The sequence below is a fragment of the Streptomyces sp. NPDC021225 genome (genome assembly GCF_044332865.1).
Taxonomy (GTDB): domain Bacteria; phylum Actinomycetota; class Actinomycetes; order Streptomycetales; family Streptomycetaceae; genus Streptomyces.
This window is the reverse complement of sequence record NZ_JBIRPV010000005.1, coordinates 288222-309030: the sequence shown is the minus strand read 5'-3', so window position 1 is coordinate 309030 and position 20809 is coordinate 288222. Positions and strand designations below refer to the sequence as shown.

The 20809-nt window shown below is 73.2% G+C and carries 14 protein-coding genes and 1 pseudogene; 8 read left to right on the top strand and 7 right to left on the bottom strand.

Annotation, left to right across the window (positions count from 1 at the left end; all coding sequences use genetic code 11):
• Positions 1–6 precede the first annotated feature (6 nt).
• Positions 7–1131, bottom strand: a complete 1125-nt coding sequence (locus ACH4S9_RS23490) for a chemotaxis protein (RefSeq protein WP_385350884.1) — start codon at positions 1129–1131, stop codon at positions 7–9.
• A gap of 218 nt (positions 1132–1349) precedes the next feature.
• Here ACH4S9_RS23490 and ACH4S9_RS23485 point away from each other — a divergent pair, with 218 nt between their 5' ends.
• Positions 1350–2615 carry a hypothetical protein gene (locus tag ACH4S9_RS23485; RefSeq protein WP_311723606.1) on the top strand — a complete coding sequence of 422 codons (1266 nt, stop codon included), beginning with the start codon at positions 1350–1352 and terminating at the stop codon, positions 2613–2615.
• Here ACH4S9_RS23485 and ACH4S9_RS23480 read toward each other — a convergent pair.
• On the bottom strand, positions 2599–4542 hold the full coding sequence (locus ACH4S9_RS23480; RefSeq protein WP_385350902.1) for a transglycosylase domain-containing protein: 1944 nt from the start codon (positions 4540–4542) through the stop codon (positions 2599–2601). The two genes, ACH4S9_RS23485 and ACH4S9_RS23480, sit on opposite strands and share 17 nt — an antisense overlap.
• A 538-nt stretch (positions 4543–5080) precedes the next feature.
• Between ACH4S9_RS23480 and ACH4S9_RS23475 the strand changes: the two genes are divergently transcribed.
• The 4 genes from ACH4S9_RS23475 (at position 5081) to ACH4S9_RS23460 (ending at position 10256) form a co-directional block, all read left to right on the top strand.
• Positions 5081–6427: a DUF692 domain-containing protein gene (locus tag ACH4S9_RS23475; protein ID WP_361187144.1), complete on the top strand. Its 1347-nt coding sequence runs from the start codon at positions 5081–5083 to the stop codon at positions 6425–6427.
• Positions 6428–6432: 5 nt separating this feature from the next.
• On the top strand, positions 6433–7458 hold the full coding sequence (locus ACH4S9_RS23470) for a TIGR04222 domain-containing membrane protein (protein ID WP_398373752.1): 1026 nt from the start codon (positions 6433–6435) through the stop codon (positions 7456–7458).
• A gap of 114 nt (positions 7459–7572) precedes the next feature.
• Complete coding sequence (locus ACH4S9_RS23465; RefSeq protein ID WP_398373751.1) at positions 7573–8439, top strand: TIGR04222 domain-containing membrane protein; 867 nt, start codon at positions 7573–7575, stop codon at positions 8437–8439.
• A gap of 185 nt (positions 8440–8624) precedes the next feature.
• Entirely contained in the window at positions 8625–10256 is a 1632-nt protein-coding gene (locus tag ACH4S9_RS23460; protein ID WP_398374002.1) for an alpha/beta hydrolase, read from the top strand.
• Positions 10257–10289: 33 nt separating this feature from the next.
• Here ACH4S9_RS23460 and hemQ read toward each other — a convergent pair whose 3' ends face one another.
• The 3 genes from hemQ to ACH4S9_RS23445 all read right to left on the bottom strand — a co-directional run bounded on the left by hemQ (position 10290) and on the right by ACH4S9_RS23445 (position 14666).
• The gene (hemQ, locus tag ACH4S9_RS23455) at positions 10290–11027 is read right to left on the bottom strand and encodes a hydrogen peroxide-dependent heme synthase (protein WP_311723611.1); all 738 of its coding nucleotides are present in this window, start codon (positions 11025–11027) and stop codon (positions 10290–10292) included.
• Between the two features lie 109 nt (positions 11028–11136).
• Positions 11137–12612, bottom strand: coding sequence for a protoporphyrinogen oxidase (hemG, locus tag ACH4S9_RS23450; protein WP_398373750.1), 1476 nt, complete (start codon positions 12610–12612; stop codon positions 11137–11139).
• Between the two features lie 251 nt (positions 12613–12863).
• Positions 12864–14666: an IclR family transcriptional regulator C-terminal domain-containing protein gene (locus tag ACH4S9_RS23445; protein WP_398373749.1), complete on the bottom strand. Its 1803-nt coding sequence runs from the start codon at positions 14664–14666 to the stop codon at positions 12864–12866.
• 87 nt (positions 14667–14753) lie between these two features.
• On the opposite strand from ACH4S9_RS23445, the gene ACH4S9_RS23440 reads away from it, so the two are divergent.
• The 3 genes and pseudogenes from ACH4S9_RS23440 (at position 14754) to ACH4S9_RS23430 (ending at position 18062) form a co-directional block, all read left to right on the top strand.
• Entirely contained in the window at positions 14754–15929 is a 1176-nt protein-coding gene (locus ACH4S9_RS23440) for a 4-hydroxybenzoate 3-monooxygenase (protein WP_398373748.1), read from the top strand.
• A pseudogene (locus ACH4S9_RS23435) lies at positions 15926–16192 on the top strand (helix-turn-helix domain-containing protein); the annotation flags it as partial. The gene ACH4S9_RS23440 and the pseudogene ACH4S9_RS23435, both read left to right, overlap by 4 nt.
• 418 nt (positions 16193–16610) lie before the next feature.
• The gene (locus ACH4S9_RS23430) at positions 16611–18062 is read left to right on the top strand and encodes an MFS transporter (protein WP_311723616.1); all 1452 of its coding nucleotides are present in this window, start codon (positions 16611–16613) and stop codon (positions 18060–18062) included.
• A gap of 10 nt (positions 18063–18072) precedes the next feature.
• On the opposite strand, the gene ACH4S9_RS23425 is transcribed toward ACH4S9_RS23430, so the two are convergent.
• The gene (locus ACH4S9_RS23425) at positions 18073–19662 is read right to left on the bottom strand and encodes a hypothetical protein (protein ID WP_398373747.1); all 1590 of its coding nucleotides are present in this window, start codon (positions 19660–19662) and stop codon (positions 18073–18075) included.
• A gap of 55 nt (positions 19663–19717) precedes the next feature.
• Positions 19718–20803, bottom strand: a complete 1086-nt coding sequence (gene hemE / locus ACH4S9_RS23420) for a uroporphyrinogen decarboxylase (RefSeq protein ID WP_311723618.1) — start codon at positions 20801–20803, stop codon at positions 19718–19720.
• Between the last annotated feature and the right edge of the window lie 6 nt (positions 20804–20809).

Here is a 20809-nt window from a genome sequence, read left to right as displayed (position 1 = left end):
GACCCGTCAGAAACGAAGGACCGCCGCGATGCGCTCGTGCGCGGCCAGGGAGTCGTCCGGGACGAAGGCGACCTCCGCGCCGGTGTCCAGCGCGGTCTCGATGATCTCGTCGACGATGTCCTCCAGCACCGCCGCGCCCAGCTCGGCGGGCGAGCCCTCCTCGGGGTCGACCGGGGTCAGATGCTCACCGGCGACCCTCACGGTCCGCTGGTAGTTCTCCTCGACGGCGAGCAGCTCGATCCGGCCTTCCTTGCTCACCTGCCAGACCTCCTCGAGACCGGCGGCGAAGGCGCGGCGCCCCTGCGCCATCCCGATGCGTTCGAGGACGCGCCCGGTGTGCCGCGCCGCCTGCTCCCGCAGGGCGGGCCGGAGCGCGTCGGCGAGCGCGCGGGCGGGGCCGTGCTGGAGCCCGCCCTTGACGACCCTGCTGTCGGCCGCCTTGGCCGCCGAGCCGACCTCCTCCAGGAGGCTCAGCGCGGGGGCGAGCCCGACCAGGTAGAGCGGGAGCGGGTCGGTGGTCAGCAGGGCGTCCAGGGCGGTGTCGACCTGCCGCAGATAGGTCCGGGTGCCCTCGTCGTCGTACGGGCCGGGGACGTCGCCGACCCGCTCCTTGCGCTCGACGTCCTCGTTGTCCATCGGCTCGGGCTCCAGCGGGAAGCCCGCGGCGCGCTCCTCCACCAGGTTGCCGTCGCTGCCGCGCCACAGCGTCGTACGGTCCACGGCGACCGCCAGCACCCAGTAGGGGCGAGTCCGCTCCCGCGCCGCGACCAGGTTGCGGGTCAGGAAGGTGTCGCTGAAGACGACGCGCTCGGGGGCGGCCCTCGGCAGGGACCACACCTCGTTCTCGTCCTTCGCCGCGCAGATCACGAGCGAGTCCAGGGCGTAGCGCAGGTCCACATCGGCCAGGGCCCGGTCGAGCTGCCCGCTGATGTCGTAGCGGGCCTCGCGCGGGACGTCGGGGTCCGCCTCCAGCCGGCGCTTGGCCTCGGCGATCAGGTTGCGCAGCCGCACGGTGTCCGCCGGGCGGTAGGGCTCGCGGCGGTGGGTCGGCAGGGTGATGGTGACCGCGGGGTAGGGACGCCTGGCGCGGAGGGCGGTCAGCGTGCGGGATGTCAGTCCGGTGGTACGCATCCGTTGCCTCTCACCTCTTGACGTGTTTATCCAGCATCGCCCAGGACCGGCGGCGGCGCATCGCGGGGCGGCGGCCGATCAATGCGGGGCCCGTGTGAAGAGACGGTAATTCTTCAGTGATACTGGTGAGCCGTACTGTCTCCGGGGGCGCGACCCGTGAGGGGGGCTTGAAGACCTTGAAGGCTTTGAAAGCGTTAAGGCCGAGGAACGCCTACGGCGTGACGGGCCCCATGGGCGCGCTGATCGTCGTGGCCGTCGTCGTCGCCGTGTTATTGGCCGTCCTGCCGTCGGGCGGTGAGGCGGACGACGGTTCGCCCGAGGGGAAGGCCCCGGTGGCCGGCTCCTCCCCCGTGCCGGACGGGGAGACCCCCGGCACCAAGAAGAAGAAGGACAAGTACGCCGACTGGGACGGCAAGGTCAAGGTGCTCGGGGACGGCTCGACCTCGTACACCGGGCCGCAGCCCAACCAGCTCAAGATCAAGAAGCTGAAACCCGGCGAGAAACCACCGCAGTTCGTGGTCTTCTCCTGGGACGGGGCGCTGGAGAACGGCGACCATCTCTTCTCCCACTTCCGCGACGTGGCCAAGGAGAGCGGCGCCACCATGACGTTCTTCCTGAGCGGCATGTATCTGCTGCCCAAGTCGAAGAGCGGCCTGTACCAGCCGCCGCAGCACAACCGGGGCTCGGCCGCGATCTCGTACCCGACCGACGAGCACATACGGGAGACGCTGGAGCAGCTGAGCGGGGCGTGGCAGGAGGGCAATGAGATCGGCTCCCACTTCAACGGCCACTTCTGCGGCGCCAAGGGCGGCGAGGACTGGAGCACCGAGGAGTGGAAGAGCGAGACCGAGCAGGCCTACTCGTTCGTGAAGAACTGGAAGACCAACACCGGCTTCACGGACGTCGCCCCGCTGCCCTTCGACTACGACGTCGAGCTGGTGGGCGGCCGGGCGCCGTGCCTGGAGGGACAGAAGAACCTCATCCCGGCCATCAAGTCGATGGGCTGGCGGTACGACGCGAGCTCGCCCGGCGACTTCCAGATCTGGCCGTCGAAGAAGGACGGGATCTGGAACTTCCCGCTTCAGCTGGTGCCCTACCCGGAGAGCGAGAAGCAGGTCCTCTCGATGGACTTCAACTTCCTCTACCACCAGTCGGGCGACACCACTGAGGGCGACCCGGCCAGGTACCCGGAGTGGGAGCGGCTGACCCGCGAGGGCTATATGAACGGCTTCGAGCGCGTCTACAACGGCAGCCGGGCGCCGCTGTTCATCGGCAACCACTTCGAGACCTGGAACGGCGGCATCTATATGCAGGCCATCGAGGACGTGATGCGGAACGTGTGCCCCCGCAAGGGCGTCGAGTGCGTCTCGTTCAAGCAGCTCGCCGACTGGCTGGACGCCCAGGACCCGAAGGTCCTGGACAAGCTCCGCACGCTGGATCCGGCTCAGACGCCCGACTGGTCCACCTTCACGAAGACGAAGTGACGGCCTTCATATAGCGCGTCCAGATGTCGACGGCGTAGGTGGATCCGGCGCCCGGAGTGGTGGTGCCGGCGGGATCGGAGGTCCCGGGAACCCCGCCGGTACCGACGGTGCCGTCGGTGCTCCCGGTGCCGGATCCGCCCAGCCCGTCCAGCGGCAGCAGCTCCTGGGTCTTCGGATCCAGCCGCGACAGCGAGACGGCCGTCGACATCTCCTTCGTATAACCCACGAACCACGACGAGGTGTTGTCCTGCTCGGTACCCGCCTTGCCCGCCACATCAGGGCCGATCACCGAGGCCGTCCGCGCGGTCCCGCTCTGCGCCGCACCGTGCAGCGCCTCGTTCACCTGCGCCGCCACCTCCTGGCTGAACGGCCGGGTCGCGGCCTGCTTTTCGAGGGGCACCTGCTCGCCGCGGTGGGTGAGCCCGGTGACCGAGTACGGCGGGGTGTGCTTGCCGCCGGCCGCGAACGTCCCGTAAGCGCTGGCCATGCGGATGGAGCTGGGGGTGGCCGTGCCGAGCGAGAAGGCGGGCACCCGGTCGCCGAAGCTGCTGGGCAGAAGCCCCGCGTCGACGGACGCCTTGCGCACCCGGTCCAGGCCCACGTCCATGCCGAGCTGCATCATCGGGGTGTTGATCGACTCCTCGATGGACTGACGCAGTGTCACCTGCCCCCACGAGCGGTGCCCGTCGTTCGTACCGCGCACGATCTGGCCGTTGCGGTCCCAGTACGGGCCCTCGGGCGTGCGCACGGCCACCTTGTCGTTGCCGTCGTAGAGGCTGGTCGGGGACACCGGGGTGCGCGCCCCGTCGCGTTCGAGCTGTACGCCGTCGCGCAGGGCCGCGGCGTAGACGAAGGGCGTGAAGGACGTGCCGGCCGGGACATTCGAGGCGTTGGCGTCGTTGAAGCCCTGTTCGAGATAGCCGGGGCCGCCGTAGAGCGCGGCGATACGGCCGTCCGTGGTGACGGACGCGGCGCCGATCCGTACGTACCGGTCCTCCTTGCGCGACTTCGGGTCGAGGCCGTCGCGCATCTTGTCCACCGACTTGGCGAGCTCGTTCACCTTCGACTTATCGAAGGTGGTGTGTATCTGATAGCCACCCAGGTCGAAATCGGCGTCGGAGATATCGGTGTGGGAGGCCACATACGCCTTCGCCGTCTCCACCAGATACCCGACCTGGCCGGTCAGCCCCTCCGCTTTCGGCGGCGCCTTGGGCTCCGGGAATTTCGTGTACTTGGCGCGCTCGGCCTTGGAGAGCCTGCCGATGTCCACCATCCGGTCCAGGATCCATTTCCAGCGCTCCTCCGCCCGGCGGTGGTTCTTGGCACCGAGCGTGGGGTCGAAGGTCCCGGCACCCTTGAGCAGGGAGGCCAGCATGGCGCCCTCGCTCACATTGAGCTTGGAGACGTCCTTGCCGTAATAGGCGTAGGCGGCCCGCTGGATGCCATAGGTGCCGCGGCCGAACCAGCTGGTGTTGAGATATCTCTCGAGGATCTCCTCCTTGTCCATCCGGTCGTCCAGCTTGATGGCCATGAACATCTCGGTGAGCTTGCGGGAGAAGGTCTGCTCCTGATTCAGATAGGCGTTCTTCACATACTGCTGAGTGATGGTGGAACCGCCCTGGGTCTCACCGCCCGTCACCATCCGGGTCAGGGCGCGCATCAAACCGCTGGGCGAGACGCCGCTGTCGGAGTAGAAGCTGGCGTTCTCGGCGGCGAGCACCGCCCACTGCACCTTCTCCGGCACCTTGTCGAGCGGGACCTCCTGGCGGTTGACCGGGCCCGTGCGGGCCATTTCCGAACCGTCGGCCCAGTAGTAGACGTTGTCCTGCTGGGTCGCGAAGTCGTTGAGGTCTTCCGGGATGTCGGTCTGGAGATACAGAAAGCTCAGCACGCCGGTCAGCCCGCCGACACAGAACAGGAAGAGCATGGCCAGCTGCCGCCACGAGGGCAGCCAGCGCAAGGGGCCGCTTCTGCCCGCGCGGGGATAGTCCAGCCGGATACGGCGGACGGCCCAGCGGCGCAGCGCCCACCCCTGGAAGGCCACCGGCGCACTGCCGCTCGCCGCCCTGCCGCGCGGCGCTCTTCGCGGTGGTGCCTCGCGGCGGTGTCTTCCCCCGGCGTTGTTGCTGCCCTGCACGTGTCCCCCACGATCCGCGCGCGGGGCGCGGCCAAAGGTCTGATGGTCCGTCCCCCCGAAGACGGTCCGACCCTATGATGCTTTCCGAACATCTGTCGCCTCAGAGCGCCAAAAGTTTGTAACAGTAATGACATTCCGCGACGTGCGTCACGTACGACACGCCACAAAAGGGGACTTTGGCCGACCGTCGATCTCCGCTTGTCCGGGACGCGGCACACCGTGAACGCCCGAAGCTCAAATGAACCTCTGAACCGCACCGCTCCTGGGTTCGTCCTTTCCCAGCGGGGTCATCACCCCAGACGAGGGGACGGACGAGGAGGGGGAAGCCATGAGGCGCCTCGGAACCGGCATTGGATGGCGCCCGGAGATCGCCGATGACATCGAGCGACTGCCGGGCATTGACTGGGTGGAGGTCGTGGCGGAGAACATCTGCCCCGGCCACCTCCCCGACGCGCTGCTGCGGCTGCGGGAGCGGGGGACGACGATCGTCCCGCACGGCGTCTCGCTCGGCCTCGGCGGCGCGGAGCGACCGGACACGGCACGGCTCACCGCGCTCGCCGAGCGGGCGGAGGCGCTGGGCTCGCCACTGGTCACGGAACACATCGCGTTCGTACGGGCGGGGGGCCCGCGAACCGCCTCACCGGCGGCCGAGGCCGGGCATCTGCTGCCGGTGCCGCGCACCCGCGACGCGCTGGACGTGCTGTGCGAGAACGTCCGCATCGCGCAGGAGTCGCTGCCGGTGCCGCTCGCGCTGGAGAACATCGCGGCGCTGATCTCCTGGCCGGGCGAGGAGTTGACGGAGGGGCAGTTCCTCGCGGAGCTGGTGGAGCGGACGGGCGTACGGCTGTTGATCGACGTGGCCAATCTGCACACCAACCACGTCAACCGGGGCGAGGACCCGGCGGCGGCCCTGGACGCGCTCCCGACCTCGGCCATCGCGTATGTCCATGTCGCGGGCGGGGTCGAGCGGGACGGGGTGTGGCACGACAGCCACGCCCACCCGGTGACCCAGCCGGTGCTCGATGTGCTCGCCGAGCTGTGCGCCCGTACGGCGCCGCCCGGCGTGCTGCTGGAGCGCGACGACAACTTCCCCGCGACCGGGGAGCTCGCGGCCGAACTCGACGCGATACGCGGCGTGGTGGCCAAGGGGGTCCGGAACACTTCCGAGGCGGCCGCCGTAACCGCCCCGGCCGGCTCGACCGCCGCGACCGCCCCGGCCGGCTCGGTGACCGGGCCGGAGGCCGTGGAGGAGGCCGTGGAGGGCGCCCGGGGGCGGCTCGCGCTCGCGCAGGCGTCCCTGCTGTCCTCGCTGGTCGCGGGCACCCCCGCGCCGGAGGGGTTCGACCGGCGGCGGCTGGGGGTGCAGAGCCGGGCGCTGGTGGCCAAGCGGGCCGATGTGGTCGGGAAGGTCGCCCCCGAGCTGCCGCGGATCCTGGGCACGGGCTATCGCCCCGCGTTCCTGGACTACGCCCTGGGCCGCCCGATGACCGCCGGCTACCGGCGCGACGCCCTGGCGTTCGCCGAGCACCTGCTGGCCGCCGAGCGGCCGGAGGACCCCGCGGCGCGGCGGCAGTTGACGCAGTGGTGGCAGGAGCGGTCGGGGCCCGCTCCGGTACGGCCCGGCCCCGCGGCGCGCCTGGCACGGGCCGCCCGACTCGCGCTGCTCGGAAGGTGAGGAACATGAACACGGAACTGGTGTATCTGGCGGTCGCGGTGTCGTCGGCGGCGCTCATCACGGGCACGGTGCGCTCCCGGAGCGGGGCCGGCACGAAGGGGGACAACCGGGCGCACGACCTTCTGGAGGCCGCCTTCCTGGAGGCCGGCCCGGGCCGGGTGGCCGACACGGTGATCTGCGAGATGTACACCGACGGGCGGCTTGCGGTGGGCGGCCCCGGGGTGGTCTCGGTGCGGCAGGCGGTGGCCCGCAACCCGGTGGAGGAGGCGCTGCTTGAGGTGCACGCCCGAGCGCCGCACGGCGGACTCACCCTGCTGCGCTCGGAGTTGATGCGCCACCGGGCGGTGCAGTCGATCGGCGACCGGCTCGCGCAACGCGGGCTGATGGTGCGGCCGGAGAAGATGCGCTTCTGGCGGTGGATGGCCGCCCTCCAGACGCTCGCCTGCGTCGCGGGCGTGTTCCTGGGCATCTGGGCCTCCACAGGAGAGGAGTACGACGGCGGGCTGCCGTTCATCTTCAAGATCTTCCCGGCGCTGTTCGCCGGGTTCCTGACCGCCGTGATCTGCGCCGCCTCGAACAGGAAGCGGATCACGGTGTCCGGGAGGCGGGCGCTGGCGTCGTTCCGGCGGAACCTCGCGTACGCCTCGACCGAGTCGAGGGATGGCACCCGGGTGGCGTCCGTGGCCGAGACGGTCGCGCTGGCGGGGGTGGGCGCGCTGGCCGCCGACGAGCTGCTGCGGCACCACCTGTTGGAGGCGGAGCGCGTCCAGGCCGCCGCGGCGGCCTCGTCCTCCGGCTCCTCGGGGTCCTCGAACTCCGCCTCCTCCAACTCCTCGGGGTCGACGTCCTGCGGGAGCTCCGGCGGCTCGTGGTGCGGCGGCGGCTCCGGGGGCGGCGGTTCGAGCTGCGGCAGCTCCAGCTGTGGCGGAGGGGGCGGCGGCGGTGGCGGCTCCAGCTGCGGCGGCGGTTCCAGCTGCGGGGGCGGGGGCGGCTCCAGCTGCGGCGGGGGTGGCGGCTGCGGGGGCGGCTGACCGGCCGCGTCGTATCCCGGTGGCGGTGGCGAGGCGTGGCGGGCGTCCGCCACCACCGCGTTCATCTGATGAAATGTCTGGCGGAAGGCGGGGCGGGTCGAGTACAAATCGGCCATGTTCTGGCTGTTGTTCCTGCTCATCGCCTGTGCCGCGGCCGTCGTCTCCAGCGCCCGGCTGTGCTCGGCCGCCGTCGCCGCCGCCCGGGAGCCCGAGGGCGCCGGGGCCGGCCGCCGGCTGAGCCTGTACGAGGTGGCGTTCCTGTCAGGCGGTCCGCAGCGCGTCGGCGATCTCGCCCTGGTGGCGATGGACCGTCAGCGCCGGCTGCTGCTCGCGCACACCGGCTGGGTCACGGTGGTGGACCCGGAGGGCCGGAACGAGCTGGAGCGCTCCGTCATCGCCGCGATAGGCCCGCGGGGCCAGTCGCCCGTCCCTCCGGTGCGGGCCGCGCTCGCCGCCGCGGCCCCGGTCCGGGCGCTCGCCGACCGGCTGGTGGCCGCCGGGCTCGCGGTGCCCGCGGCGGCGCGTACGAACGTGGCGGCCGCGGTCCGTCAGGTGTGGGCGGCCACCGGGCTGGTCCTGCTCATGGGGGTGGCCGCGCTGCTGATCGTGCCACCCGACTCGGGGCGGGGACAGGCGGCGGCGTGGTTCGCGCTCCCGCTGCTGCTGACGCTCGGCTGCCTGGCGATAGCCCACGCCGAGGTGCATCCGTACACCCGGTGGGCGTCGCCCGCCGGGCAGCGGCTGCTGGGCCGGATCGAGGCGCCCCGGCCCCGGCCCGCCCGGCCCGCCCGACGCGTCGGCGGACAGAGCGGTGACGGCGACGGTGACGGCGATGGCCGCGGCGACGGTGACGGCCGGGGCGGCGGTGACGGCCGGGGCGGCGGTGAACACGCGATGCTCGTCGCGCTCGCGCTGCACGGCGCGTCCGCCCTCCCCGACCCCGAGCTGCGTTCGGCCTTCAAAGCGCATTGGGGTCATTGACCCCGACACCTCGGCGCGGTGCTTTACATGGCCGGCCGCCGGGCCAAGTATCCCTTTCGTCACGGAATGACAAGTGACAGGTCGTCGCGGAACGACAAGCGGAACGCGAACGCACTACGAGGGGACGGCCCGTGGGAGCAGTACCGCTGAACGGCGTCCTCCGGCCGCTGTCCCTGGCCCTGGCCATGGCCGCCCTGTTCGCCGCCCCGGCGCCCGCCGCCACCGCCGCCGCGGCAACCGGCGCCGCCACGGCCGCCTCCCTCCCCGGCACCGCCGCCGAGGACCGGGGCGTGGCGCTCGCCGCCCGGCGCGCCGCCGCCCGCGGCGTCGACTTCGGCAGCTGCCCGCTCGACGAGGAACTGCCCGACGCGGCCCGCTGCGGCACCGTCAAGGTGCCCCTGGACTACGCGCACCCCCGCGCCACCCAGCTGTCCCTCACCGTCAGCCGGATCCGCGCCACCGGCCCCAGGTCGAGCCGCCAGGGCGCGCTGCTCTACAACCCGGGCGGGCCCGGCGCCTCAGGCCTGGGGTTCCCCGCGTACGCCAGTGTGGCCGCGTTCCGCAAAGCCGCCGCGGCGTACGACTTCGTCGGCTACGCCCCGCGCGGCGTGGACCGCTCGAGGCCGCTGTCCTGCCAGGACCCGGCCGCCTTCGCCAAGGCGCCGACGAACTTCCCCGTCCACCCCTCCGCGGCCTTCAAGCGGAAGATCGTCAAGCGGGCGCGGGCCTACGCCCGCGGCTGCGCCCGCAGCACGGGCCGCGCGCTGCGCCACTACACGACCCTCAACAACGCCCGCGACCTCGATGTGCTGCGCGCCGCCCTCGGCGAGAAGCGGCTCAACTTCGTGGGCGCCTCCTACGGCACGTACTTCGGCGCCGTCTACGCCACGCTCTTCCCCCGGCATGTGCGCCGCATGGTCTTCGACAGCGTGGTCGACCCCGACCCGCGGCAGATCTGGTACCGCAGCAATCTGAAGCAGTCGCTGGCCTTCGAGCGGCGCTGGCGGGACTGGCGGCGCTGGGTCGCCCGGTACGACGAGGTCTACCACCTCGGCGACACCTCGGCGAAGGTGCTCGCCTCCTACAACAAGGCCCGGCGGCGGCTGGCGCGCCACCCGGCGGGCGGGCAGGTGGGCACCGCGCAGCTCCAGGACGCGTATCAGCGGACCGTCTACAACGACGCCTACTGGGACCCGAGCGCGCACGCGCTGGCCGCGTATCTCGGCGGCGACCCCGAGCCCCTGGTGACGCTGGCCGCGCCCGACCCGGCCGCGGCGGTGTCCGAGGAGAACGGCAACGCCGTCTACACGGCCGTGCAGTGCAACGACGCGCCCTGGCCGCGCCGCTGGGCCCGCTGGAACCGCGACAACACCGCGCTGGCCCGCCGCGCGCCCTTCGAGACCTGGGACAACGCGGCGATGAACCTGCCGTGCGCCTACTGGTCCGCACCGCACCGGCGGCCGCTGACGGTGGGCCCCCGGGGCGGCGCGGGACGCGGGACGCTGCCGCCGGTACTGCTGCTGGCCGCCGAGCGGGACGCGGCCACCCCGTACGAGGGCGCCAAGGAGCTGCGGCGGCGGCTGCCGGGCTCGTCGCTGGTCACCGAGCGGAAGGCGGGCACCCACGGGCTGTGGGGCGGCCCCAACGCCTGCGTCAACCGCCACGTCGACACGTACCTGCTGACCGGGCGGACGCCGGGCCGCTCAGCCTCCTGCGCCTCGCGCGCGCTGCCCGAGCCCACCGTCTGGTCGGCGCCCGGTCCCGGAGCAGAACCGGAACCGGAAACGGAACCGGCCGCGGGCGCGGCGTACGGATGACGGCGGCGCAGGGGTGGCCGTGGGCGGTCCCGGTCAGGCCAGCCCGGCGACCAGCTCGGACACCGGCTTGCGCCGCCCGGTGAAGAACGGCACCTCCTCGCGCACGTGCCGGCGCGCCTCGGAGCCGCGCAGATGGCGCATGAGGTCGACGATGCGGTGCAGCTCGTCGGCCTCGAAGGCGAGGATCCACTCGTAGTCGCCGAGCGAGAAGGACGCGACCGTGTTGGCCCGCACGTCCGGGTAGCCACGCGCCATCTTGCCGTGGTCGGCGAGCAGCGCGCGGCGCTCCTCGTCGGGCAGCAGATACCACTCGTAGGACCGGACGAAGGGGTACACGCTGACGTAGTCGCGGGGGTTCTCGTCGGCCAGGAACGCCGGGATGTGCGAGCGGTTGAACTCGGCGGGGCGGTGCAGCGCCATGTTCGACCAGACCGGCTCGAGGGCCCGGCCCAGCCTGGTGCGGCGGAAGAGGTTGTACGCCTCCTGAAGGGCGTCGGAGGTCTCCGCGTGCCACCAGAGCATGATGTCCGCGTCCGCGCGCAGCCCGGAGACGTCGTAGGTGCCGCGCACGGTGACGTCCTTCGCGGCGAGCTGCGCGAACAGCTCCTCGACCTCGTCTGCGTAGCCGGTGCGGTCCTCCGGCAGGAGGTCGCGCAGCTTGAACACCGACCACAGGGTGTAGCGGATGACCTCGTTGAGGTCCTTGGCCTTCTTGCCGGCGTTGGGAACCTTGCCGGACGGGCCGGTCTCGGGAGCGGATGCAGCAGTCATGGTCCCTATTCTCGCTCTCCGCGCCCGGCGCCCCGCGCCTGGGTGGCGGCTAGCCGGTGTCCGGCGGGGCAGGAGCCCGCCGCAGGCGTCAAGATCCGCTGGACAGGGCCTAAACGGCCTCGGGTGAGTCCGGGCGGCGTCGCGTGGCCAGCAGCTCCAGCAGTTCGTCGGCGGCGGTGCGGGCGCTGGCGACGCAGGCCGGGATCCCCACGCCGTCGTACACCGCGCCGCACACCCGCAGCGCCGGGAGCTTCGCGACCTCCGCGCGGATGCGGGCCACGCGGTCGAGGTGGCCCACGGGGTACTGCGGCAGCCCGCCCTCCCAGCGGTTCACCCGGGTGGCGACCGGGCGCGCGGCCAGGCCGATGGCCTCGCCGAGGTCGGCGAGCGACAGCCCTACCAGATCGTCGTCGTCGCGGCTCAGGTCCGCCTCGTCGGCAAACCGCCCGATCGAGGTACGCAGCACGAAGAGTTCGGGGTCGGCCTTCCCCAGCCAGCCCCATTTGCGGCTGGAGAAGGTGGCGGCCTTGATGGTGTGGCCCTCGACGGGCGGCACGAGGAATCCGCTGCCCGGGACGATCCCTTCCACGTCGGCGCGGCGGAAGGCCATGGTGATCAACGCCATGGAGGCGTAGTCCACGCCGGCCAGCTCGGCGGAGGCCGCCGGGGAGTCGGCGGCGAGCAGCCGGGACGCGACCGGTGCGGGGGCGGCGAGCACGACGGCGTCGGCCTCCAGCGTCTCGCCGCGGCCGGTGACGACCGTCCAGCGGGCCGCCCGGCCCTCCCCCGCGCCATCGCGACCGGCAGCGGCGGCGGTCGGGCGCAGCTCGCGCACGGGCTCGCCGGTGCGGATCTCGCCGCCCGCGGCGCGCACCGCGTCGGCGACGGCGAGCGGGAGCCGCCCGATCCCGCCGTCGATGCCGGTGAACACCGGGCCGGGCTGCGCCGCCGCGGCCCGCGCGGCGAGCGCCTGCGCGCCCTCGGTCAGCGAGCCGTGGGTGCGGGCCGCCTCGAAGAGCGTGGGGACCGCCGCCCGCATGGACGTCCGGTACACATCGCCCGCGTACACCCCGCCCAGCAGCGGCTCGACCAGCCGGTCCACGACCTCCCGGCCCAGCCGCTCCGCGACGAACTCGCCGAGGGCGACGTCCTCGCCCAGCTCCGGCCGCGGCAGCCCGGGCTCCGCGGCGATCCGGGCGAGCCCTTCCTCCGAGATCACCCCGGAGGCGGCCAGCGGGGCGAGGTCCCCGGGCACGCCCATCACATGGCCCTTGGGCATCGGGCGCAGCCCGCCGCGGGTCCACAGCGAGGCGGTGGCGGTCGCGGGCGGCTGGAGCCGGTCGCCGAGCCCGGCCGCGCGCGCCAGGTCCACGCCCTCGGGGCGGCGCGCGAGCATCGACTCGGCGCCGAGGTCCACGGGGACGCCCGCGATCTCGCCCGCGTACAGCTTGCCGCCGAGCCGGCCGGTCGCCTCCAGGACGGTCACCCGGGCCCCGCCGGCCAGCAGGCGGTGGGCGGCCGCGAGCCCGGAGATGCCGCCGCCGACGACCACGACATGGCCCGTGGGGCCGTTCGCTGCGCTCATTTCCCTGCCTCCCGCTCAGTCTCGGCGCGCTCCGACGCACGAGCCTTCCTCGTCACCGCTCGCTCCTCCGTCGCCGCGCGGCTCCTCAGTCCAGCCCGCGCAGCACCCCAAGACACGCACCCCTCCACCCGCTCAGTCCCGGCGCGCTCCAACGCACGAGCTTCCCTCGTCACCGCTCGCTCCTCCGTCGCCGCGCGGCTCCTCAGTCCAGCCCGCGCAGCGCCCCAAGACACGCTCATGTTGCCACTCTCTCAGACGCCCGTCGGCCGCCTGGCGCCCAGGCCATGGGGTCGGTGGGCGGAGGCCGTGCGCAGGTCGGCCTCGACGCGGGCCGCGGCGGCGCGCAGCGGCGGCAGGAGGGTGCGCACGGTGTCCTCCGGGGTGCCCCGGCCCGCGTGCACCGCGAGGTTGAGCGCGGCCGCCACCCGCCCCTCCGCGTCCCGTACGGGCACGGCGAGGGAGCGCAGCCCCTCCTCCAACTCCTCGTCGACCAGGGCGTATCCGCTCTCCGCCACGCCCTCCAGGACACGTGCGAGCCCGGGTGCGGAGGTGAGGGTGTGCCGGGTCAGCGGGCGCGGGTCGAGGGCGGCGAAATACGCGGCGCGCGCGTCCGGGTCCAGGCCCGCCAGCAGCACCCGGCCCAGGGAGGTGGCGTAGGCGGGGAAGCGGGTGCCGATGGTGATGTTGACGCTCATGATGCGGACGGTCGGCACGCGCTCGACGTACCGGATGTCGTCGCCGTCGAGGACGGCCAGGGACGCCGACTCGTGGACGGCGCCGACCAGTTCGCGCATATGGGGGCGCGCGATGTCGGTGAAGCCGAGCCCGGCGAGCGGGGCGTGGCCGAGCTCCAGGACGCGGGGGGTGGGGCGGAAGAGGCGCTCCCCGTCGGTCTCGGCGTAGCCGAGCTCCAGGAGGGTGAGGAGCGAGCGGCGGGCGGTGGCGCGCGCCAGGCCGGTGGCCTCGGCGACGGCGGTGAGGGTCACGCCCTGGCGGAGCCCCGAACGGGCCGGGAGCCCCGGACCGGGCTCGGGCCCCGGACCGGGCGGGGCCGCCGAGCCCAGCGCGCGCAGCACGGCCAGCCCGCGGGCCAGCGACTGGAGAAAGCCCGCCCCCATCTCCCGCTTGGCCAGCCGGGCCGGGTCCTCGCCGACAACGCCGCCCCCGGCCGGGGGCGGCTCGGCGCCCGGCCCGCCCGCGGCTGGGGCGGCCAGCGCCGCCTCCATCGCGGGGACCAGGTCGCGCAGGGGGGCGAGCGCGGTCCGGCCCAGGGACGCGATGTCGTGGCGGCTGGTGTGGCTGACCACGTTCACCGCGCAGACGATCCGGCCCGCCGGGTCCCGCAGCGGCACGGACACCGCCACCAGCCCCGGCTCGATCAGCTGGTCGTCCGGTGCCCAGCCGCCGCGGCCCGCGGCCTCCACGCGCCGCGCGAAGTCGCCGGGGTCCGGGGTCCCGGGGCCCGGGGCCCCATCCCGCTCCGGCCGGGGCGGGACGGCGGGGAAGGAGGCGTCCAGCGGGTCGGCGGCGCGGCGGGCGCGCCAGGCGGCCCAGGTCGCCTCGTCCCACTGGGTGGCGAAGAGGGCCCCGGGGGCGCAGCGTTCGGCGGGGAGGAGGTCGCCGATGCGGAAGGCGAGGGACATGGTGCGGCGCCGGGTGACCTGGACGACGAAGCGCACCCCGGCTCCGTCCGGGACGGCGACCGAGACCGACTCGTCGAGCGCGTCCGCCAGCCGCCCGGCGAACGGAAGGAGCGCGTCCGGCAGGCCGCTCGCGTTCAGGTAGGCGTTGCCCAGCTCCATCAGCCGGGTCGCCAGGCTCACCTCGCGCCCGTCCAGCCGTACATATCCGAGCTGTTCGAGCGTGCCGAGCACGCGGTCGACGACGGAGCGGGCGAGCCCCGTGGCGCGCACCAGGTCGCCGGGGCGGACCGCGGTTCCCGCGCCGTGCGCGGACAGCGCGGACAGGGCGGCCAGCTCGCGCAGCACGGCGAGGCCGCGCTCGAGAGGCCCGACCGAACCATTGACAGGCGGTGAGGCCGCCCTGAGACTCATCACCACCAGATTATGAACCATCCTTCACCAGGCGAACAGCCCGCCAGGCGAACAAGGCTGGGCGAACGGGCAAGAGGGGACAATCGGATGCGCACGACCGTCGGCATCGTCGGCGGCGGCCCCGCCGGACTGCTGCTCGCCCGCCTCCTGCACCGCGCCGGAGTCGACTGCGTGGTGCTGGAGAGCCGCGACCGCGGTTATGTCGAGGCGCGTCAGCGGGCCGGGATCCTGGAGCAGGGCACGGTGGACGCGCTGCGGGCGTGCGGCGCGGGCGCCCGGATGGACCGGGAGGGGCTGCTCCACCACGGCATCGAGCTGCGCTTCGAGGGCCGCGCCCACCGCGTCGACTTCCGCGCCCTGACCGGCGGGCGGTCGGTGATGGTGTACGCCCAGACGGAGGTGGTCAAGGACCTGATCGCGCTCCAGCTCACCGACGGGCCGCCGCTGCTGTTCGGGGCCGAGGTGCTCGCCATCGAGGGTCCCGACTCCGCCGCGCCCGCGATCCGCTTCCGCCACGAGGACCGCGAACAGACGCTCCACTGCGACTTCGTGGCGGGCTGCGACGGCTTCCACGGCGTGGCCCGCCGCGCGGTCCCGGCCCGCCTCACCACGGTGTACGAGCGCGTCTACCCGTACTCCTGGCTCGGCGTCCTGGCCGATGTGGCGCCGTCCTGCGAGGAGCTGATCTACGCCCGCCACCGGCGCGGCTTCGCCCTGCACAGCATGCGCTCCCCGCTCGTCTCCCGGCTCTACCTCCAGGTGGCGGCCGACACCGACCCGGCCGGCTGGTCCGACGAGCGGATATGGGACGAGCTGTCCGCCCGCTTCGCCGTCGACGGCGACTGGGCCCTGGAGCGCGGCCCGATCACCGCGAAGTCGGTCACCCCGATGCGCAGCTTCGTCCAGGAGCCGATGCGCCACGGCCGGCTGTTCCTCGCGGGCGACGCCGCGCACATCGTGCCGCCCACCGGCGCCAAGGGGCTCAACCTGGCCGTCACCGATGTGATCACCCTGGCCCGCGCCCTGACCCTGCACCACGAGACCGGCTCCACCGAACTGCTCGACGGCTACTCCGAGACCTGTCTGCGCCGGGTGTGGCAGGCCGAGCGCTTCTCGTACTTCATGACCGACACCCTCCATCCGCACCCGGACCGCTCCCCGTTCGAGGAGCGGCTGCGCCTCGCCCAGCTGGAGCGGATCGCCGACTCGCCGACCGCGTCGGCCGAACTCGCCGAGAACTACGTCGGCCTCCCGCTCATATGACCGCGCCCAGGGCCCTGGAGGGGCGCCCCCTCGACGGCCGCCGCTCGGTCGCGGGCCGGGTGCTCGCCGTGCTGGACGCCTTCGACGCGACGCACCGCTCGCTGTCGCTGACCGCGCTCGCCCGCCGCGCCGGGCTGCCGCTGGCCACCGCGCACCGCCTGGTCGCCGCGCTCACCGGCTGGGGCGCCCTGGAGCGGGACGCGGCGGGCGCCTACCACATCGGGCTACGGCTGTGGGAGGTGGCGACCCTGTCGCCGCGCGGGGCCGCCCCAGCACGCGGGCCGCGCGGGGAGGTGGTGGCCTCACTGTCCGTCGTCGTCCCGGGCGCCAAGGGGCGGGCGCCGACAACGCTGATCCCGGCCGACGCACGGGATCTCCCGTACCGCTCCTGGGCAGTGAGCGGGGTGAGCCCACGCACTGGCACGCCCCGAACGGTCTTGGGCGCACTGGTCCCCGGCGTACTCGACCCCGGGGCAGCGACACGGATCCTGTCCAAGGCCCCGTCGCGAAGGCTTCCGCCCGGTGAAAGGGTGCGGCCGCACCCCTTGCCGCGGCGTGACTGAGCCCACAGGCTGTGGGGCACCACGCGCCTCGCATCGCATCGCTTTTCACACCTCGCACCTCGCGCCACCGACGCCGGACCGTCCGTGAACCGCCGCGCCCAGAGGGGGACATGAGGACATGCCCGAAGCGACCGAACCGACCACCGCCCAGGAGCCGGAGGCCGCGTCCGGAGGCTGGAAGCCGTACCACACCCTGTGGGCCATGCTGCTCGGCGGCTGGCTCTTCTCGTACGCGGACCGCACCATCACCGGCCCGGTCGTCACCTGGCTCATCGACAACGACCACGGGATGCTGGGCTCCGCCAGCCATCCGCACGCGCTCGGCGGGCTGATCGGCAGCCTCTTCTTCGCGGGCTACATGCTGACGCAGTTCCCCGGCGGCTATCTCGGGGACCGCTTCGGGCACCGTGCGATGCTCGCCGTCTCGCTGCTGTGGGCGGGCGTGGCGACCCTCGCCAGCGGGATGGTCACCGGCCTGATCGCGTTTGTGGTGCTGCGCGTGCTGACCGGTCTTGGCGAGGGCGTCTTCTACTCCAACGACCGCACGCTGATCGCCCAGCGGACCCCGCCGGCCAAGGCCGGTCTCGGCATGGGCGTGGCGATCACGGGGCTGTCCATCGGGCTGACGATCGCGACCATCAGCGCCCCGTATCTGATCGACTGGGGCGCGGACGTGTTCGGCCACGAGGACGCCTGGCGGATGCCGTTCCTGGTCCTGGGCGGCGCGACGCTGGTGTTCGGCGTCGTCTCGGCGGCCTATCTGCGGCGCATCGGCGGCCCGCTGCGGGCGGGCGGCTCGGCGCTGCGGCTCCTGGGCATCTCGGCCGTGCTGTGCGCCGCCGTGATGGCCGTGTATCTGATCGCCGACGGGGCGGGGCTGCCGACCTGGGGCGTGGCCGTCCTGGAGTGTGTCCTGGCGTTCGTCCTCATCGGGGCGATCTTCGCCCGGCGGGGCTCACGGCTGGGCGCGGTCTCCCGCAACCGCAACGCGCTGCTGCTGAGCTTCGCCTTCATCGCGGTCATGTGGAACCTGTGGTTCTTCAGCTTCTGGTCGGTCTCGATCGTCGCCGACGCCGCCCACAGCTCCTTCCAGAACGCCGCGCTGGTCGCCACCTTCAACGCGGGCGCGGGCATCCTCGGCTTCCCCGCCGGCGGCTGGCTCTCGGACCGGGCGAAGGACCGGGGCTGGGGGCGACGGCCGCTGCTGGTCGCGTTCACCGTGGTCCAGGGGGTGCTGGTGCTGGTCTTCGGCGCCTATCTCCAGGCCGACGAGACGCCCTCGCTGCTGGTGATGTCGGTGCTCCTGTTCGTCACCAGCCTGTTCTTCAACGCCCTCCAGCCGATGGCGCACGCGCTGCTGAACGACGTGGTCGACCCGGCCGAACGCGGGGCGGCCTTCGGGATGTTCAACCTCGTCGGCGAGATCGGCGCGGTGATCAGCCCGGCGCTCAGCGGCACCCTCTTCGACCACTACAAGAGCTGGACGCAGGCCGTCTACATCGACGGCGCGCTGATGCTCGCCAGCGCCGTGCTGTACTACCTGATCCGCGAGGAGGTCCGGCGACCGTAGCGCGCGCCCCTCACCAGCCGTCGGCGTCGCCCTCCGCGTCCTCCGCGTCCTCCGCGTCGTCCTCGTCGCTCTCGTTCACCTCGTACAGCACCTCCAGCACGTCCCGGACCCGCCCGGCCACATGGCGGGGGCAGCTCCAGGCGCCGGGGGCGAACGGCTCGTCGGGGGCCTCGAAGTCCCCGGGCGCGCAGAGGTGGTTCAGATGGGCGCCGATCAGCGTGTCCCGGTACCCCACCACCCCGTACCCGCGGCTCGCCAGGCGCTCCAGGCCCTCCCAGGGGTGCCCGCCCGGGTGCGGGCACGGCTCGTCCAGGGGGGCGAGATCGACGCGCTCGAAGATCTCCTGAAGGACGCCGAGCACGGATCTCGGTATGTCGATGACCATCCCGTCCACCGCCCAGCAGGCGAGCAGCAGCAGAACGGCCCGCTCGCGCTCGTCGCCGTCGCCGTCGCCCGCCGCCCAGCGGCGGGCGGCCCACAGCGCGGCGTTCTGCACCAGCTCGTCGTGTTCGGTGACCCAGGACTGGCGGTAGGTGGTGGTGAGGGTGTCGATATCGAGCCGCCCGTCGGGGAGCAGGTACTCCGCGTCGAGGTGGGCGGTGTCGCGGGTGCCGAAGAGCTTGCCGCGCCCGGCCAGCAGCCGGTCCAGCGCCTCGCGGGCGAGCCCGGCGAGGAAGGCCGGGCACAGCCAGCCCTCCAGGGGGGTGTGCCACCCCTCGATCCCGCCCCGCCACTGGTAGACGCCCCGCCCGCCGGTGCTGAGCAGATGGACGCCGACGGTGGCCAGGGCGGCCGGGTCGTCGCCGGTCCGGGGGTGCTCGCCGTCCCGGTGTGCGCAGGGCTCGTCGCCGAGCGCGGGCAGGACGGCCTCCAGGGCCTGGATCATCTCGTCCAGCACCCACTTGCCGCGGATCCGGCCGCTCACCGCGTACCCGCAGGCGGCGTGCAGGATGACGACGAGCCCGGCGCGGCCGTCGCCCTCGGGGTGGTCGCGCAGGGCGGCGGCGTGGTCGGAGAGCTCGTACGCGGGGTCCACGTTGGGGTAGTCCCACAGGATGGACCGCAGGTGCTGGGCCTTGCGCGCGTCGATGAGGGGCAGCCTTGGCGGGATGTCGGCCACCGCGCCGGGGTCGATGACATCGATGGCCACCCGCGCGTATCCGGCGATGTTGCGCGGGCACAGCCACTGTTCCTTGGTGGCCGTGTCGCGCCACTGCTCGTCCTCGGCCTCGCTCCGGCCGTTGCGCAGCAGCGGCAGCAGGTGCGCCAGACCGTCCTGGCGCTCGCCCAGGTCGTCCTCGTACGGGTGCCACCGGTGGCCGCAGGGGCGCTCGCGCAGGGCGGTGTCGGCGGCGTCGAGGGCCACCAGGGCGGCGCCCTCGACGCCGTCCCCGGTGAGCCAGCCGGTGTGTTCGGCCGTCATCAGCAGGCCGAGCGTCCACAGGTAGGCGTGTTCACCGGTGGGCTCGGCGGTCAGCCGCTCGGCACAGCCGCGGACGAGCCGGTCGGCCTCGTCTTTGGAGCGGCCTTCGCGGACGGCGTCCCACTGGTCGGCCAGTTCCCGGACGCGGTCGGCGGTGATGGCAGGGAAGTCCCTCATGGTCTCCCAGACGATGAGGGACCCCGTGCGGGTTCCGGCTACTGAGGGCGCAGGCTCAGCGGGCGGTGCGGGTGTGGACGTACTCCACCAGGCGGGTCAGGGCGTCGGGGTCGGTGCTGGGCAGCACGCCGTGGCCGAGGTTGAAGACATGGCCCTCCAGGCCCCGGGCCGCTTCCAGCACCTCGTCGGTCTTGGCCTCGACGGCCTGGCGCGGGGCGAAGAGCACGGCCGGGTCGAGGTTGCCCTGAAGCGCCTTGCCGGGGCCGACCCGCCGGGCCGCCTCGTCCAGCGGCACCCGCCAGTCCACGCCGACGACGTCCGCGCCCGCCTCGCCGAGCAGCCCCAGCAGCTCGCCGGTGCCGACGCCGTAGTGGATGCGCGGCACCCCGTATCCGGCCACGGCGTCGAAGACCTTCGTGGAGGCGGGCATCACGCGGGCCCGGTAGTCCGCGGGGGACAGGGCGCCGACCCAGGAGTCGAAGAGCTGGACGGCGGAGGCGCCCGCCTCGATCTGCACCTTCAGGAAGACGGCGGCGATGTCGGCGAGCCGGTCGAGCAGTTCGGCCCACAGCTCGGGGTCGCCGTACATGAGCGCCTTGGTGCGCTCGTGGTTGCGCGAGGGGCCGCCCTCGATGAGATAGCTGGCGAGCGTGAAGGGCGCGCCGGCGAAGCCGATCAGCGGGGTGGCGCCGAGCTCCCCGGTGAGCATCCCGACCGCCTCGGTGACGTACTTCACATCGTCCGGGTCCAGCGGGCGCAGCCGGTCCAGGTCCGCACGGGTACGGATGGGGTCCGCGATGACCGGGCCGACGCCGGGCTTGATGTCGAGGTCGATCCCGATGGCCTTCAGCGGGACCACGATGTCGCTGAAATAAACGGCCGCGTCCACATGGTGGCGGCGAACCGGCTGCAGCGTGATCTCGGTGATCAGGTCCGGCCGCGTACAGGAATCGAGCATCGCGATGCCCTCGCGGACCTTGTGGTACTCCGGCAGCGAGCGGCCGGCCTGCCGCATGAACCACACCGGAGTGTGCGAAACCGGCTCACGTCGGCAGGCGCGCAGGAAGGCCGAGTCGGCTGTGGCGCTCGCCGCGGTGCGGCCCGTCTGCTGCTGGCCCGAGGGCCCCTCGTTGGCGCTCATGACCCA